General features: G+C 54.2%; 16 protein-coding genes and 1 pseudogene. 9 read left to right on the top strand and 8 right to left on the bottom strand.

Annotated features, from left to right (window positions below):
• Window positions 1–53: 53 nt before the first annotated feature.
• Entirely contained in the window at window positions 54–314 is a 261-nt protein-coding gene (locus tag C492_RS10785; protein ID WP_008423397.1) for an ABC transporter permease, read from the bottom strand.
• 12 nt (window positions 315–326) lie between these two features.
• The gene (gene tsaA, locus C492_RS10780; protein WP_008423395.1) at window positions 327–818 is read right to left on the bottom strand and encodes a tRNA (N6-threonylcarbamoyladenosine(37)-N6)-methyltransferase TrmO; all 492 of its coding nucleotides are present in this window, start codon (window positions 816–818) and stop codon (window positions 327–329) included.
• A gap of 454 nt (window positions 819–1272) precedes the next feature.
• Here tsaA and C492_RS10775 point away from each other — a divergent pair, with 454 nt between their 5' ends.
• Window positions 1273–2454, top strand: a complete 1182-nt coding sequence (locus C492_RS10775; RefSeq protein WP_008423393.1) for an IS4 family transposase — start codon at window positions 1273–1275, stop codon at window positions 2452–2454.
• 71 nt (window positions 2455–2525) lie between these two features.
• Here the strand turns inward: C492_RS10775 and C492_RS10770 are convergent, their stop codons facing one another.
• Window positions 2526–3581, bottom strand: a complete 1056-nt coding sequence (locus C492_RS10770) for a DUF7350 domain-containing protein (protein ID WP_008423392.1) — start codon at window positions 3579–3581, stop codon at window positions 2526–2528.
• 166 nt (window positions 3582–3747) lie between these two features.
• Between C492_RS10770 and C492_RS22945 the strand changes: the two genes are divergently transcribed.
• Window positions 3748–5034: a twin-arginine translocation signal domain-containing protein gene (locus C492_RS22945; RefSeq protein ID WP_083898834.1), complete on the top strand. Its 1287-nt coding sequence runs from the start codon at window positions 3748–3750 to the stop codon at window positions 5032–5034.
• 287 nt (window positions 5035–5321) lie between these two features.
• Window positions 5322–6122 (top strand): sulfite exporter TauE/SafE family protein, encoded by an 801-nt coding sequence (locus tag C492_RS10755; RefSeq protein ID WP_049892992.1) that lies wholly within the window; start codon window positions 5322–5324, stop codon window positions 6120–6122.
• Window positions 6123–6220: 98 nt separating this feature from the next.
• Here C492_RS10755 and C492_RS10750 read toward each other — a convergent pair whose 3' ends face one another.
• Both C492_RS10750 and C492_RS25915 read right to left on the bottom strand, forming a co-directional pair.
• Window positions 6221–6907, bottom strand: coding sequence for an SCO family protein (locus C492_RS10750; protein ID WP_049892991.1), 687 nt, complete (start codon window positions 6905–6907; stop codon window positions 6221–6223).
• 99 nt (window positions 6908–7006) lie between these two features.
• Window positions 7007–7440: pseudogene (locus C492_RS25915) on the bottom strand (winged helix-turn-helix transcriptional regulator).
• Window positions 7441–7635: 195 nt separating this feature from the next.
• Between C492_RS25915 and C492_RS10740 the strand changes: the two are divergent.
• The 6 genes from C492_RS10740 to C492_RS25335 all read left to right on the top strand — a co-directional run bounded on the left by C492_RS10740 (window position 7636) and on the right by C492_RS25335 (window position 13846).
• Window positions 7636–7980: a DUF7471 family protein gene (locus C492_RS10740; protein WP_049893000.1), complete on the top strand. Its 345-nt coding sequence runs from the start codon at window positions 7636–7638 to the stop codon at window positions 7978–7980.
• A gap of 475 nt (window positions 7981–8455) precedes the next feature.
• Window positions 8456–9766, top strand: coding sequence for an ABC transporter substrate-binding protein (locus tag C492_RS10735; RefSeq protein ID WP_008423376.1), 1311 nt, complete (start codon window positions 8456–8458; stop codon window positions 9764–9766).
• A 130-nt stretch (window positions 9767–9896) separates the two neighbouring features.
• Entirely contained in the window at window positions 9897–10847 is a 951-nt protein-coding gene (nikB, locus tag C492_RS10730) for a nickel ABC transporter permease (RefSeq protein WP_008423374.1), read from the top strand.
• A gap of 17 nt (window positions 10848–10864) precedes the next feature.
• Complete coding sequence (gene nikC, locus C492_RS10725; RefSeq protein WP_394295473.1) at window positions 10865–11737, top strand: nickel transporter permease; 873 nt, start codon at window positions 10865–10867, stop codon at window positions 11735–11737.
• Window positions 11734–12825, top strand: a complete 1092-nt coding sequence (locus C492_RS25340; protein ID WP_008423371.1) for an ABC transporter ATP-binding protein — start codon at window positions 11734–11736, stop codon at window positions 12823–12825. Before nikC ends, C492_RS25340 begins: the two co-directional genes overlap by 4 nt.
• A complete protein-coding gene (locus C492_RS25335; RefSeq protein WP_008423369.1) occupies window positions 12812–13846 on the top strand; it encodes an ABC transporter ATP-binding protein in 1035 nt (344 codons plus the stop codon). Before C492_RS25340 ends, C492_RS25335 begins: the two co-directional genes overlap by 14 nt.
• 321 nt (window positions 13847–14167) lie before the next feature.
• Here the strand turns inward: C492_RS25335 and C492_RS10710 are convergent, their stop codons facing one another.
• The 3 genes from C492_RS10710 to C492_RS23720 form a co-directional block, all read right to left on the bottom strand.
• On the bottom strand, window positions 14168–14431 hold the full coding sequence (locus C492_RS10710) for a type II toxin-antitoxin system RelE family toxin (RefSeq protein ID WP_008423368.1): 264 nt from the start codon (window positions 14429–14431) through the stop codon (window positions 14168–14170).
• The gene (locus C492_RS10705) at window positions 14428–14721 is read right to left on the bottom strand and encodes a ribbon-helix-helix domain-containing protein (protein ID WP_049892988.1); all 294 of its coding nucleotides are present in this window, start codon (window positions 14719–14721) and stop codon (window positions 14428–14430) included. The genes C492_RS10710 and C492_RS10705 overlap by 4 nt, the downstream gene beginning before the upstream one ends.
• A gap of 705 nt (window positions 14722–15426) precedes the next feature.
• A complete protein-coding gene (locus C492_RS23720) occupies window positions 15427–15903 on the bottom strand; it encodes a hypothetical protein (RefSeq protein ID WP_152424889.1) in 477 nt (158 codons plus the stop codon).
• Window positions 15904–15935 lie beyond the last annotated feature (32 nt).

The following is a 15935-nucleotide window of genomic DNA, read 5'->3' as shown; positions in this document are numbered from 1 at the left end:
AACAACACTGCGAAGCCGAAGGTCCCGATGGGAAACAGGGAAAGGCCCAGAATTCAAATTCCACTGCGCTCACCGGTTCCCAGTCCGTATTTCGTCGCTTTGACGAGGTAGGTCAATGGAGACGCGTAGGCCACTAATCGGCCCCACTCGGGAGGATTCTCGACCGGAATGAAGATGCCGCTGACGAAAATCACAGGGAAATTGGCCAACGTGGCCAGCATCGTGACCTCCGATGTCTGGTCAGTGGGTATGGCTGCCTTCAGAACTCCCAGAACCGAAAGCCCGAACTCTGCAAGTATCAGACCAGTCCCCATAGGACGAACCTATCAAAGAAACCGTTCATCGGCCTGCTTTGATTGGATTGTTGATTTCGATGCGTTGAGCCAGCCTGTGTCTGCATCATTCGGAACATCGAAGTCAGGAACGAACGGTTTGATATCCAGTAACGGCGTCTGATCAACGACATCAATTCCTCTTACAGTCACTTCGTGATCTGTGACAGAGCCGATTTCGACAACAGAGAGTCCAATCTGATTCGGACGCTGTGGTGCCCGCGTGGCAAAGACTCCCCTTTTTTGGTCATCAAGAAACGGTTCAACCTGCAAGGAAGTAGTGTCTGCAGATGCGTGAAAATGATACAGCAAGATGCAGTGAGTGAACCCGTCCAGATCCTGCAAACCATCCGCATATGACTTGTCAACCTTGAGGGTCCCCACTATGTCATCCGCTCCAGTCGGTTGGATCGGCATTCCGCCCGGCGATTTGAAGGGTGTCTGGATCACACCAATCGATTCGTACTGAAACTGGTCATCAGGCATGTCTATACTTCGGTTTTCAATTAGGAAATTAGTGTCGTGACCGATACGCGCGGTGTATTCAGCACGCTCGCATAAGTATCCATCCGAAACTGGTGATTTCTCTAACGAGCAGTCCAACACCTCCATAACGACTACTCTGGCAAGAAAGATATCAAGAAAATAGTATTTCAACAGAGCCCGTTGTGACTACCTGTCAGAGGTATATGGTAGATGATGTGAACAACAGTCCACCGGATTCAGTGATTGTTGACCGAACTCAAAGTAATTTTTCTGATAATATCATAAAAGATCGGAAAGGAACTATCATGAATGAGAGGAAAGAGACGACAGCTATTACGTCATCCGTCTTTAGCTAAGAGTAGAATCACGTGAAAGCGACGGCTTATCGAGGCTCCTTTTCGAGAGGAATGAGGAGGCAAGAGCTGTGTCCAACAGCGCCTCCTCATCGAGAATCATGCGTCGGCTCACTACATTGTTTCCCTCTGAGTTCCTTGAAGAGCACGCCGAGGAACTCGGCGTGGTCGAGCGAGAGGGCAAGCTTGAGATACCCGTCCTCGTGTGGGTGCTCGTGTTCGGCTTCGCCACAGGCGAGAGCCGAACACTCGCTGGGTTCCGACGAAGCTATAACTCGACTGCTGACGAGACAATCTCACCCGGCGGCTTCTATCATCGGTTGACGCCGTCACTCGCAGAGTACCTCCGCGAGGCTGGTGGTGCTGATCTCAATCGATTCAGAGACGTGATGATTGCAGATGGAACCGTACTTCGGTTGCACGAGTTTCTTTCTGAGGAGTACGAAGCCCGCCATGAGGAGCAGGCTGGAGCGAAGCTCCACCTGCTCCATAACGCCACCGATCAGACGATAGAACGGATCGACGTGACTGATGAGAAAACGCACGACAGCACGTTATTCAAGACAGGATCGTGGCTGCAAGGGCGCCTTGTTCTGCTCGATCTAGCGTATTTCAAGTACCGCCGTTTCGCGTTGATTGACGAGAACGACGGCTACTTCGTGAGTCGGTTGAAAGAGAGCTCGAATCCGGTAATAACGGAGAAATTATGGGAATGGCGCGGTCGCGCCATTCCCTTGGAGGGTGAACAGATCCACGATGTCATCGAAAATCTCCACCGGCAGTACATTGACGTAGAGGTCGAAGCGGAGTTCAAGCGCGGGCAGTACGAAGGGACGCGGTCGCTGGACACCAAGCGGTTCCGTGTCGTCGGCGTCCGCGACGAGGACGCCGACGACTACCATCTCTACATCACGAACCACCCACGGGAGGAGTTCCTCCCCTCGGATCTAGCGACGCTGTATCGGTGTCGCTGGGAGGTAGAGACGTTGTTCCGTGAACTCAAAACGCAGTACGAACTGGATGAGTTCAACACAGCCAACCCGGCTGTGGTGAAAATTCTGCTGTATGCAGCATTGCTGTCACTGCTGGTGAGCCGTGATCTGTTGGACTTGGTCACCGAGCAGGCTGCTGATGAGATCGTGTTTCCGCCGGAACGCTGGGCGGCGACCTTCCGGTCGCACGCCCAGATCATTCTCCACGAACTCGGTAAGTATCTCGGCTACTCGCCACCGCCGTTGCTGGAACGGTTGATCGAAGATGCACAGAAGATTCACCAGCAATGACCGATACTACAAGAGACGCTTGCTACCGCTACGCAACCGAGGTGTGAGTCTTAGCTAAAGACGAATGGCAATCATTCGATACTCAGGGAAACATCTGGCCGATCAATAAATGCGTTCTGGTAGCCCGCATGACGGGCAATTTGTGGCGGCGTATCAATTGAGAGTCTGATTTCGTCATCGGATTCGACCGCAACGTCGATTTCAGTACCATAATGGACACCTAGCTCGGGATCAAGCGTTTCTCGAAGCGTCTGTTCGAAAATCGTCTCGTCGTCTCGTTCGATCCGGGTGGACAGCGTTGCTGCGACGAGCGGATACTCGTTATATGGTGTCCTCGCTAAAACGGCAAGATACTTTTCATTAAGGACCGTCAACGTCAGGGTGGCGTCGCTGGTGGTTACTGTCCCCAATATTCGTCCAGGTAACTCCCCAATCGGGGGTAACATCGAAAGGGGCAGCATATCCATCTCCATCGGCTCAAGTGCGCCTGACTCGCCGGCGTCATCGACGGCCTCGCAGGCCAAGTCTGATATGTCGTCAGGATCAAATGAGAAGTCGATTTCGGTCGATACTCTCTCCTCGAACCGCTCTTCGAATGTTCCTGTTCGCGCTGCACTCATCGCGGGCAGGGAAACACGGGCAGTGTACTTGCCGGCCTCGGGGATGATCAAGTTCTCCCCGAAGTGATACCCCATCGGTTGCGAGAGCATCGGCCAGAACGCACGCTCGTCGATATGATTCCCGTCGGCGTCAGTCACCTCAATTGTTGGCCCGGTGTCGATCGGAAGCACTATTTCCGTTTCGATGTCCCATACGACGGCCATTAGGTGGATCGCGTTGTCTTCGCTTGGTTCGACATACTCCCGTTCTTCGCCGGTAACGAGCCAGAATGGGTGCGGAAACATATACGTCAGCCCGATACCATATCCGCCTGCAGTTGCTGTACCCAGTGTCACCATATCATCACGGTGCGAGGGACGATAAACGGTCTCCGGAGGATCATTGACCATCGGCGGGCACTCGGGGAGCCGCTCATCGTCCTCTTGAAGAAGATAGAATCCGATGCCAGCGGTACCCACACCAGCAGCACCACCGGCGCTGGCAGCCAAGAGCGTACGCCGCTTCATTATAGGTGGCTCAGAACGTACTGCGAATAAGAACTTTGGTACGATTATCGAAACGACTGCCGAATAATCAATTTTCAGAACAAATGACTCTGGTATACGTAGAAGACTTCCCATGTCACCAGCGTGTCGTAGCGGTTACGGTCATGGGGTTCTAAGCACTGCTGACATGCTGCTGCCGGATCCTTCAGAGGTATCACGACGCGAGTATCTCAAGGCGGCCGTTGCGGTCGGCGGCGCGACCGGATTATCCGCCTGCCTCGACATCCTCGACGAACAGACGGTTCCGTCTGGTGCTGAAGATCCTTCTACGCTTCCGACCCGACAGCATGCTTGGAACGCCGTCCTCGACACGGATGACGACAGCAATCGCGAACCACCACGCCATCATGTCCTCAGTCCGCTTGAGTACGTTCGTGACGGCCCTCCGGACGACGCGGGGCGAGATACCGTCGAAACTGCGCTCCGGACCCTTGAACGGGCCTATGAGTGGAGCCACGAAGGATTACTTTTCACAATCGGTTACTCCCCGGCGTACTTCGATCGGTTCGACGCTGATCTGCCAGAGTCGGTCGACCTTCCCTATCCCGAGCCACTGTCTTCACTGGAGGAACCCATGTTGGATGATGCCGATGCCATTCTCCACCTCGCAAGCGACGTTCCGAGCGTGCCGCTGGCTGCCGAAGAGGCACTGTTTGGAGAGGCTGATACTGTCAATGACGTCGACGTGGACACCGATCTGAGTGGCGTCTTCAAGCGCACCGGTCGTCGGCCTGGATTCGTCGGCGAGGGACTCCCTGCCGAAAACCAGGACGTGCAAGGAATTCCTGACTCCGAACCGGTTCCCGAAGAGGCGGCATTGTTCATGGGGTTTCGCTCGATATTCGAACGCAATCAGGCGACCGAGGATAGGGTGACTATCAAGGAGGGGCCGTTTGCAGACGGAACGACCCAGCATGTCGAGACCGATAGGCTCCAACTCCAGCCGTGGTACGAACAGGACAGTCACTACCAGCGGGTTGCAAAGATGTTCAGCCCGGAACACGCCAAAGACGAACTCGTCGGCGAGGTCGGCGAAAAGCTGGAGAACTCCGCACGAATCACTGATGAGATCATCGATCACATCGAACAGGACGCCCACAAATACGGCATGGTTGGACACGCCCAAAAAGTCGCACGTGGCCGAGAAGACGGCCAACCTCTCCTCCTTCGCCGGGATTTCAATACTACCGATGGTGATCGCGCTGGCCTTCATTTCCTATCCCTTCAGCGTCGGATTTCAGACTTCATCCGCACCCGGGAACTGATGAACGGGGAACAGCTGGCGACAGATACAGCGGTCGGACAACGGCTCAACAACGGCATCCTCCAGTATGTATTCGTCGAACGACGAGGATCGTTCCTCATCCCGCCACGACCTCATCGAGCACTGCCGGAAGCGACCCCAGATCCCTAATCAATGAGATTGACATTCGAACAGGAGGTGCATGAGTCTCAACTATTTAACCGGACCAATTCTGGCAGCAATATCTGGATTTGGATTCACATCTCTATATGTGGTCTAAATCCCAAATAATAGGAAGCCAGGTATTATACGCATAAGCTTCATTCATAAATAGTTAACATATTTACCCAGTGAACGTGCATATTATAGTTTATATTTAGTAATAGTGATATATTCATGTTCGGCGATTGCACCAGAATGAGCAATAGGAGGCGCTCTAAACAGTCGAACAGGCGACTATGTTAGAACCAATCCTTCGTGTGGATGTTCTTCTGTTTCTCACTATCGGAGTACTCGGCGGAGCACATTGTATCGGCATGTGTGGACCGTTAGTGACGATGTATGCCGAACGGATGACCCCACGTCCCGACGGTGGAACGATGACGAATGCCCCTACCAACCGACGTAACCATCTGACGACCTACGAGGTGCGTCAACATGTCCTGTTCAATATCGGGCGAGCGCTCAGTTATGCGCTCATCGGCGCGGCGTTCGGAGCACTCGGTGGAATCGTGTTCGTGACGGCGAATCAGTTGACGACAATCGCGGATCTCATCCGCGGTAGTGTTGGCATTTTGATCGGCGTGTTCATCCTCGCATCTGGAATAAAGTACCTTCTCGGAGGCGCCGCCGGTATCGGAATTCCGGGCGTTCAGCGAGTAACGAGCTGGATTGCTGTTCGCGTCGACCGATACGTGAACAGTCTGGGAATCGTTAGTCTTGGTGCGCTACACGGATTATTACCCTGCCCGATACTGTACCCGGCGTACCTGTTCGCGTTCACTACCGGATCTGCCGTTACAGGATTCATTGCGCTTGGAACGCTCGGAATCGGAACGATACCGGCTGTCTTCGCTTACGGAACACTCATCGAATCCGTCGACGCCGTTCACCGTCAGCGACTCCACCGGCTCCTCGGGCTCGCGTTCGTCGTCCTCGGATACGTCCTATTAGCACACGGCTTGATGGCGGTCGGTGTCCACCTTCCCCATCCGATGTTTCCACATTATCAGCCTCTCGGTGGAATGATGGGACACTAATAGGGAGGAGAAGACTATCCCCGGGCCAGAGGATTTCGTATCAGACGTGTCCATTGAGAGCGACCCTGCTGGCCAGTCTGAAAGGAGATCTCGGCTTATCACGCGGTGGCCACCCGTTCAACATCATTTACGACGCGTTCGATATCGGTCTGTGGTCCTTTCGGATACGCTCGCTCAACGATTCCCTGTTTGTTTGCGAGCAGTATCAGGCCGTAGTGGGGGAACTGGTACTCCAAGTTCTCGTATTCATCTGCGGGGGCCTTCTTAATCGCGAGCCCGAACTGCTCATCTAACAGCTTCTGGCCACGTTCATAACTCTCTGGGCGGAGGAAGTGCCAGTTGCTCGCGTCGAGATCGACCCCCTGGTTGCCGGCGTACTCGCGGAGCACTTTGGCGGTGTCGCGCTCAGGATCAAACGTGAGCGCGAGAAATTCTGCCTCCTCGGCGTACCCATCTTCCGTGGCGGCCGCTTGTGCACGACGAAGTCGGAGGATAAGCGCCGGACATACTCCGTCCGGGCAGTTCGTGTAGAAAGACGTCCAGAGGACGGCGCGCTCGCCTTCATAATCACTAATCGACACCTCCTTGCCCGAAACCGGGTCAGGAACGGTGGAATGTGGCATCTCGTCGCCATAGCTCGGGTGCGACGCCTCACTCAAATCTCGTTCAGGTGGTCCGAGGACAGTTCCCTCGGCACCTTCAGTCTCGAGTACGCTGAGACAGCCCGCGGTACCGATAGTCGCTCCCAGTGCTCCCGCTGATTTACAAAATGTCCGTCTGTCCATACCCCACCGTACCGATCCCGAGGACATGAGGTATCTGGTGTGTCCCTCGAACACGGGCACCCCTATTCGATCCAGACGCGTAATTCAGCCAGCCGGTGGTCACTCGAAGAGACTGTCGACGGCCCGAATGAACCGATCGATGAGCCGGTCCGGTAGCGACGGTGATACCGTTTCGAAGAGGTCGGCCGTGCGGTTCGGGCGGGTCAGCGTGAGCATCATTGGTCGTTTATCCGGCTTTTCGACGGTTTTCGTCTCGACAAGGTTGGAAACGTGCCACGAGACCGTGCTTCTCGCGAGATCCAGATCGGATCCCAGCGTATCCGGCTGAAGAGGCTCGTCCGCTGAAGGCGCACTACGATCCCGCGGGCGGTTTAGCGCCGGAGGAACACAAGGGGGTGTCGTTCCCACAGATCGAAGCAATGTGTTTGTTCGACTCGACTGTTGATCCGGTCGACGACGAGCACTTCGTCGTTGACCAACCGTCGGAGGTGATACTGTACCTGCCCGGTGGCGATATCTAGGTCGCGTTCCATCTGATTGAAGTGATCACTAGGCGTCTCACAAATATATCACCACACCCGGATTCTGGTCGTCGCCATCGTAGATATTCGAGCGTAGCCGACTGAGAGGTAATACATGTGGGGTGTTCCCTTCAGCCAGGAAGGTTTCGGGCCGTATCTTCTTATCGTTCTGTCTGCTTACTAGCCAGTGTCGTGATCGTATCGCTCATTCTACGGGCTGCTTTTTCGTGGATCGTTCCACCCACCGTCCAGGGATCGCCTGTGCTGTTGACCGTCGTAGCATGCGCCGGGATCGGAACCGGTGTACTCTTTCTCGTGAGTCTCATCGCGTATTGTCGCCGGCGGACCAGCCAGTACCAGCTGATCAGCACCGCCGTCGGCATGCTCGTCGTGCGGTCGCTGGTCGGCGCCGGGACCGTGCTCGGGATCGTCTCGATGCCGGTCCATCACTTCGTCGAACATAGCCTAGATTTCTTGATCGCTGCGATGGTCCTCTACGCCGTGTACGCGCACGCTCCAGGCACTTTCACCAATAGCGTCACCGAGGACTGATTGATGCGAGCTCGTTTGCGGAAACGGTTCCACTGCCTTATAGCGATTTAACATAGCCGAAGATATCGAATATCAGAGCACCATAAACAAGTGTACTTTTTCTAGTGAAATAGAAATTGTTTTCACGATAGGCTGTTGTGTCCTCTGGTATGGCTAAAGAACACCTTCAAGCGTACCGAGCAAGCAATAGCCTGCTAACACAATCGAACCACCTTCTCGTTTGTACCTCTTCTCCAGTCAGTTCACAGGTGAGTTTTTGATGCATAGGCGCTGCTCGAGACGGCGACTTCTTGGCAGTATCTCGACTGGTATTGCTGGGCTGATCGCAGGATGTACCAGTTCACAGTCAAACTCAGATGAGACGTTTACCGTTGCTCTCGCCAAAGATCCAACACGGGAGCAGTGGGATATCTACGGCGGTATCACGCCATACTACACGCACGTCTTTGAGCCTCTTGTAAAAACTACCGACGATATGGGGACCGAACCGTTACTGGCAACCGAGTGGGAGGCCGTCGACGAGACGACTTGGGATTTTTCTCTTCGAAAGGATGTCACGTTCCACAATGGAGACCCGTTGACGGCGGACGCTGTCGTTCAATCGTTTGATCGCGTTTTCGAGCAGTGGTCGTATGTGCCAGGCTGGATCGGTGTCGCATCCGATGGCGTATCGGCTGTGGACGGTTCCACGGTCCGCTTCCAGACGACGGAACCATTTCCGGCGTTCCCCGGCACGATATCGCACAATTACTTCGGGATCCAACCCCTCGATACAGGTGAGACGCCGATCGGAACAGGTCCCTTCCAGGTAGAGAGCATTAAAGAAGAACAGTCGATCACGCTCACGCCGTACGAAGACTATCGAGAAGGGACAGCGACCCCGACTGAGCTCACGTTCGAGTGGGTCAAAGATTCCAATACGCGCGTACAGACCCTCCAGAAGGGATCGGTTGATATCGCACAGAAACTCCCGAAGAGCAGAGCCACAACTTTGGACAACTCGTCTGGGACGGCTATCGAAACCCAGTTGACTCCTCAGGCGGGACTTACCGCGGTTAATCTTTACAAATCACCGACCGATGACGAACAGCTTCGCCAAGCCCTCAACTGGGCTGTCGACCAAAGTCAGATAGTCGAGACCGTCTTAAACGGAATCGGAAAGCCGGCTCGGGGCCCGATCTCGCCAATTATCCCGTGGGCCCTTCATGACGAGCTTCCGACGTACGGTCCGGACAGAGACCAGGCAAGGGAACTTGTTGAGGAGTCTGAATACAGTGGTGAAACCCTATCAATTCTAACCAACAGTGAAAACACCGACGACCGTACGATCGCAGAGATCCTTTCGGGTTGGTTCGAGGAGATCAACGTAGCAAGCGAAATTCGACAGATCGACCCCGCATCGTTCTACGACACGTTCTCGTCCGGCGAGGCGAACCTGACGCTCGTCAGTTTTGGATCAAACAGCGCCGCCTGTGATTACCTTATCCGAGCGATGTTTCACTCAGAAGGTAGCGACAACCGAAAGCTCCACGAGCAAAATGGAACCGGGGTTTACAACCCCGGCGCTGAAGTCGATCGTCTCATCGAGCAGGGATACCGGGCAGAGACGATGGCCGAAAAGCGTGAGCACTACGGAGAGGTACAGCAACAAGTCGTCGATACGGGGGCCGTCATTCCTCTATACTACAACGAGTATGTCTTCGGCCGACAGTCGAACGTTTCTGGAATCGACGGTCACCCGGTTGATAACATGGTCGACTGGTCTGGGCTCTCTCGGAAACAATGATCGATTCGCCAACAAAAGGTGGTCAAATACTATACTCCTATTTCGGCGACGGGGTGAGAGCTATCTCCGATGAGAGTCCGTTAGACGGTAATAAACTGGCAACCAGACTGGTGGTGACGCACAGACCAGTATGAACAACCAATACCTACTCAAACGGCTAGTAACGATGGGTATCGTCCTGTTTGGTGTCTCGCTTCTCACCTATGTGATGATCTTCGTCACGCCCGGCGACCCTGCTCGAACGATACTGACCCAGCAGATGGGTGGACAGACCCCATCTCAGGAGGCAGTCGAGCAATTTCGAGTATCCGAAGGTCTCGACGATCCGTTTACTGTCCAGTACGTGCGCTGGATGAGCGACGTGCTGCAAGGTGACCTTGGCTACTCGTACTACAGTGATCAACCGGTAACCGACGCGATCGCACAACGGTTGCCCAACACGATTACGCTGGCCGTCGCGTCGGGAATAGTCGCAATCGCAATTTCAGTTCCAGCCGGTATCGCCAGCGCGGTCAATCCGGGCAGTCGAATCGACTACACTGCGCAGTTCGGCGCGCTTGTCGGCGTCTCGATGCCGAACTTTTGGCTCGGCTACCTGCTCATTATTGTCTGTTCGCTCTGGCTCGATGTCTTCCCTGTCGCCGGTGTAGGCGGGCTCGAGCATCTGGTTCTTCCAGCAGTGACCTTGGGCTCGGGCATGGCCGCGATCATTTCCCGATTAGTTCGAACGGCGATGCTCGACGTACTCGATGCCGCCTACATCAGAACAGCCCGCTCGAAGGGATTGCGCGAGCAGATCGTGATCTACAAACATGCCCTCCAAAACGCGCTCGTTCCCGTCGTGACGATCATCGGGCTGCAGCTGAGTTACGTCCTCAACGGCGCTGTCGTCGTTGAGGTCGTGTTTCAACGACCGGGGCTTGGCACACTGCTGGTCGACGCGATCTTTGCACGCGACTACCCGATCGTTCAAGGGGTGACGCTACTCATTGGCGTCATCTTCGTATTAACGAACTTCGCTGTCGACCTGACCTATAATCAACTCGATCCGCGAATCGATCTCGGAGGTGAACTGATGTGAGTGACACGCCAACTGATGTGCAAAAGCGAAAAGCGAACGAGAACCGGAGTGAGTGGATCGACGCACTCCTGTCAGATCGTCTTGCGCAGTTTGGCGTGTCCGTTGTGTTTGTATTGTTTGTGGTCGCAGTGTTCGGACCACTCGTGTCACCATACAGTCCGGCTGAACAGAATATGATCCATCAACTCGAGGCACCATCGCTGGTTCATCCACTCGGGACCGATCAGCTTGGCCGCGACGTCCTCACGCGACTCCTTCACGGTTCGAGATTGTCACTTGGAATCGCCGTTATCGTGACGACCGTTCGACTCGTCATCGGCACGGCGGTTGGTCTCGTTGCAGGCTACGCCGGCGGATGGATAGACGAAGCTCTGATGCGACTTGTCGATACGCTGCTCGCATTTCCCGGGATTGTTCTCGCCCTTGTTATCGCCGGAATTCTCGGACCGAGTCTCGTGAATGTGATGCTTGCGCTGGCGGTCGTCGGCTGGGCATCGTACGCCAGGCTCGTTCGGAGCAGTGTCCTCTCGCTTCGAGAGCGGGAGTTCGTGACTGCCGCTCGGTTACTCGGTCGATCTCGAACCCACGTTACTGTCCGGCACCTGATTCCGAACATTGCCGCACCGGTCGTCGTGCTCGCGACGCTCGATATCGGTGGCGTCATCCTCGGAATTTCGGGACTATCGTTCCTCGGATTGGGTGCACAGCCACCGACGCCCGAGTGGGGAACGATGCTGGCGTCGGGGCGTACTTACATCCGACAGGCGTGGTGGCTCGTCAACGCTCCAGGTGTCTGTATCATGATCACCGTCCTCGGATTCAACATTCTTGGAGATTGCCTCAGAGACAGACTTTCTCCAGCCCAGTCGAACCAGATCGAGAAACTATGACTGATAAACTGCTTCGCGTCGAAGAGTTGTACACGCGCTTCGACACCGATCGAGGAACCGTTCACGCAGTCGACGGAGCGTCGTTCACTGTTGATCGCGGAGAAATCGTCGGAGTTCTCGGAGAGAGTGGCAGCGGCAAGTCCGTCACCGCCCGATCAATTTGCCGATTGGAAGAGCCAGGGAAGATCGGCAACGGGACAATCATGTTCGATGGGACTGACCTGACGACCGCCAGCAAGTCGACGCTCCGTCAAATTCGAGGGAATGAGATATCGATGGTATTCCAAGACCCGACTGAAACGCTGAATCCGGTATTCCCCGTCGGCGAACAGATCGCCGAGGCCGTTCGAATACACGAGGCGAATAGCCGTCAACGGCTCCTGGATTTCCTCGGCGTGCCACTGTTCCGGGACCAGTCGGCGTGGGCGGATGCACGTGACCGCGCTGTCGAGTTGATGGATCAAATGGACATTCCGAACCCGGAATCTCGATTATCGGCGTTTCCACACGAGTTTTCGGGCGGTCTCCGTCAGCGTGCGGTCCTCGCAATCGCACTCGCGAGTGATCCCAAGTTGCTGATCGCCGACGAACCAACGACGGCACTGGACACGACGACGCAGGCAGATATCCTTCAGCGACTTCGCTCTCTGCGAGACGAGCGGGACGTCGGAATTCTCCTCATTTCCCACGATCTCGGCGTCGTGGCACAGACCTGTGATCGCGTCGTCGTGCTGTATGGTGGACAGGTCATGGAGGCTGGACCAGTCAACGAGGTACTGACGGCCCCGGAGCACCCCTATACTCGAATGCTCCTCGAGTGCTCAGTCCGAAACAGCACCCCGGGCGAACGAGTTCAGTCAGTGAGCGGGACTCCATCAGATCCCATCGGCAGCTACGAAGCATGTCCGTTTGCCGACCGATGCCGGCACGCCACTACGGCGTGCCGCGAGAGATACATTCCAACTACTGAACTCGATTCCGAGCACCGGCTGGCCTGCCTTGAAGCTCCACTTCCTGCAGACGACGCATCTGCGCACCGTCAAGATGCACTGACGCCCGATGGAGGTAAACAGGATGACTCAACGTGAACGAAAGTCGAACGAACTGCAGTCGAGAACTCCCGTTATCGAGCTACAGAACGTCTCGAAGACGTTCTCAGAAGAGCAGTCCGTCTTCGATCGGCTATGGAGTGGCGATTCAGCCGCGGAAGCAATCTGTAACGTGTCGATGGCCGTTAATAGCGGTGAAACCGTGGGTCTCGTTGGTGAAAGCGGATGCGGGAAATCCACCCTTGCAAAACTTCTCACCGGCCAACTCACACCGAATGAAGGGCACGTTCGCCTTGACGGGACTCGTGTCGGGGGAATCAAAGATCGGTCACCATCCCAGTGCCGGCAAATCGGTGTCGTATTTCAGCACGTGCGGGAGAGTTTCGATCCCCGGTGGCCGGTCAACCGGTCGCTTACCGAAGCCCTCAACGACGCCGAAACAGTCTCCGAGGGAGGCACCAATTTCAACGAAGTCGATGGGTTGTTGCGGAGCGTCGAACTTTCCCCAGAGATCGCCGACCGATATCCTCGAGAACTGTCGGGCGGACAACTCCAGCGCGTCGCGCTAGCCCGAGCCCTTGCGCACGATCCCGACGTAATCGTTCTTGACGAACCCGTGTCCGGGCTCGACATGGCGACGCAGGCGACGATCCTCAACCTGCTTGCGGACGTCCAGCGTAGGTTCGGTGTCGGATACGTTTTCATCTCTCATGACCTCGATGTTGTCCGGTATCTCGCTGACAGGGTCGCAGTCATGTACGCCGGTGAGATTGTCGAGGAGGGGCCAGCGAGGAAACTGTTCGAGCACCCGAATCATCCGTACACCGACTCGTTACTCCGTGCGATTCCAAGCATCGATCCTGGGGATGCCCCACCAAATTCACTCCAGGGTGATCCACCCGATCTGACGGACCGACCGACGGGATGTCCGTTTCATCCGCGCTGTCCCGCCGCAACAGCGGAATGTGCCGAGCACCAACCCAACTTCGAGACGATAGGTAACATACGCGTTCAGTGTTTTCACGCCCCTCATGCGATCAAAGGGAGCAGTGACAACTAATTGGCTCTGGTGAATCGCCATAGAGCGCCGGGTTTCGGCTGTTGAGCGTGCATTGCAACTGCCTTTAACGAGGACCAATCGAGGTTGTTGGGGNACTGAGAACGACCACAAGAAATTTTTTCGCCATAATCTCCTGTAGTCTAAGACCCCACTCCTGATGCCGTCTAGTGATTCACCAGAGCCAACTAATTCCAAAAACCGGTCGCGGTATTCAATCTTCACAAGACCATGATTGAGAGATTGTTGCAGACCATCGCGCTAAAGGGAATGTAAAAACTGTTCGTGCTCGGGTTTCCTATCTCGAGTTTCCTGGCCCGTCGGCTATGGAGGGAGGTGACGGTCATATACGTTCCGGCGGTGGCCAACAGCCTCAACAATGAGAGTATCCTCTGGCTTGTCCCACATAATAATTGCGCGATAGTCGCCGGCACGGAGTTTGTAGTATGGATATCCAGAGAGGTGCTCAATCCGGTGTTCGGTCCACTCGGTTGCCTCATCAACTTTATTCATGACACGATCGGCGATCTGAGGATCAAGATTCTCGAGATGGCTGATCGCCTGCTCGGTATACTCGACGTTCGTCATTCCTCGCCGTCGAGTCCAAGTCGTGTCCGGACATCATTGGCGCTATAGGTTTCGCCCTGTTCCCGCTGCTCGCGACTGGCAGCGAGGTCCTCGAGCGTTTCCTCGGAGAGCTGTACCGTCGGATCAACCCAATCACGGAGGGCATCGCGGATTGCCTCAGATCGTGAAGTGTAGCCACGACGTTGGTACTTGTTGTCGATTTCCTCGAGCAATTCTGTCGGGACGCGAACGTCAATTTTAGTTGTCCCATTACCATCTTCTCCGCCGGGACCACCAGTATCAGTACTCATTACTCTGTGAGACAAGCGTCTCACAGAAAAGATTTGCGCCGTTCTTCAGACTTGCCATCGATACAATTATCCAACAGTTGTCATCGCGTTGCCCCTGTAAGCGGGTACTTGTCTGCTTACAGGTTGTAAACAAGTCTCGCACTTTAAGTAGTCAACCGGAGTGAGACGTGGTGAAAACAAGATGTACTGTGTAGAAAACTGTAGTGTCGTCTGGGTCGTTTAGCATCCCTGAATGGCGTACTTCTCTGGCTAGATGGCAAAGATATATGTGACATATTTTCAAATATAATTCTATGCAGAGAACAGTAGCAATACTGCTGATTAGCGTAGGTGCATTATTATGTGTAGTAGGATTAATGTATTCGGCCAGGGTGTCATAGAATACGTCTCACACCCGCTATTTGATGATTATAGCAGTCTCATTCTACGCTTCCACCAGCGTTTGAGCTGCTCTCGTGTTTTATCCATCCTACCTGACCGAGAATAATGTTGCTTGAGAACTATTGTATGACACCCTCGTATTCGGCGTATAGAGGGAGAGGGGGTAGAGAAATCTGGATAGGATTATTTGTCCTTATTATCTCCCTCCTAGCCCTACTAGACGTATTATTCTTATAGTCTGCAGAAATATTCGACTGATAGTTCAGTCGTTACAAGATGTCGTGCATACGTACTCGGTTGTACAATTATTACCGAAGTCACAGCCTACTGATATTCCACTAGTTGTGAGTATTCCACCCAAGCAAAACAGGCAACTAGCTGACCCAAAAAACAACTTCCGCACGCAGCTATGCTTGTAGCAGCACCACCAGCTGTCTTTAGAATGCAACTCCAGTTGTATGAGTCACAGGTGGTCTTTGCTTTATAACACTCGTCCCAACCATCACAGCTGGAATTTATACTAACACCAGAACCTGTACTAAGCTCATCCGCTACGTTAATTTCCTTAGTTTCTGTACTAACTGAGTTTCCTTTAACTGTACTTTTGCTAACTTCCCAATTGTCTGCTTCAATTTGTTTAAATCGATGTCCAGAGACTTGATAGAGATCTTCCTGTGAATCAAGACGATCCAAATCTAAATCAGTCCACGTGATGTATCGCTGTTCGTTTTCATGTTTCTCAAAGTTAGCGACTACAAGATTATAACTGAGAGAGCTGTCCTTATTGTATATTTTTGACACCTCACTCTGTTTTCGGTTCAATTTCCATCCAT

Origin of the sequence: Natronococcus jeotgali DSM 18795 (genome assembly GCF_000337695.1) — an archaeon.
Taxonomy (GTDB): Archaea; Halobacteriota; Halobacteria; order Halobacteriales; family Natrialbaceae; genus Natronococcus; species Natronococcus jeotgali.
This window is presented reverse-complemented; position numbering and strand designations above follow the sequence as displayed.

What these genes read in the sequence shown, in the direction of transcription:
- tsaA (WP_008423395.1), bottom strand. Translation starts at nt 818, where the DNA reads ATGCCTGATGACCAGTTTCAGTACGAATCGATTGGTGTGATCCAGACA.
- C492_RS10710 (WP_008423368.1), bottom strand. Translation starts at nt 14,431, where the DNA reads ATGACGAACGTCGAGTATACCGAGCAGGCGATCAGCCATCTCGAGAAT.
- C492_RS10770 (WP_008423392.1), bottom strand. Translation starts at nt 3,581, where the DNA reads ATGAAGCGGCGTACGCTCTTGGCTGCCAGCGCCGGTGGTGCTGCTGGT.
- C492_RS22945 (WP_083898834.1), top strand. Translation starts at nt 3,748, where the DNA reads ATGCTGCTGCCGGATCCTTCAGAGGTATCACGACGCGAGTATCTCAAG.
- C492_RS10750 (WP_049892991.1), bottom strand. Translation starts at nt 6,907, where the DNA reads ATGGACAGACGGACATTTTGTAAATCAGCGGGAGCACTGGGAGCGACT.
- C492_RS25340 (WP_008423371.1), top strand. Translation starts at nt 11,734, where the DNA reads ATGACTGATAAACTGCTTCGCGTCGAAGAGTTGTACACGCGCTTCGAC.
- C492_RS10775 (WP_008423393.1), top strand. Translation starts at nt 1,273, where the DNA reads ATGCGTCGGCTCACTACATTGTTTCCCTCTGAGTTCCTTGAAGAGCAC.
- C492_RS10705 (WP_049892988.1), bottom strand. Translation starts at nt 14,721, where the DNA reads ATGAGTACTGATACTGGTGGTCCCGGCGGAGAAGATGGTAATGGGACA.
- C492_RS10755 (WP_049892992.1), top strand. Translation starts at nt 5,322, where the DNA reads ATGTTAGAACCAATCCTTCGTGTGGATGTTCTTCTGTTTCTCACTATC.
- nikB (WP_008423374.1), top strand. Translation starts at nt 9,897, where the DNA reads ATGAACAACCAATACCTACTCAAACGGCTAGTAACGATGGGTATCGTC.
- C492_RS10735 (WP_008423376.1), top strand. Translation starts at nt 8,456, where the DNA reads ATGGGGACCGAACCGTTACTGGCAACCGAGTGGGAGGCCGTCGACGAG.
- C492_RS10785 (WP_008423397.1), bottom strand. Translation starts at nt 314, where the DNA reads ATGGGGACTGGTCTGATACTTGCAGAGTTCGGGCTTTCGGTTCTGGGA.
- C492_RS25335 (WP_008423369.1), top strand. Translation starts at nt 12,812, where the DNA reads ATGACTCAACGTGAACGAAAGTCGAACGAACTGCAGTCGAGAACTCCC.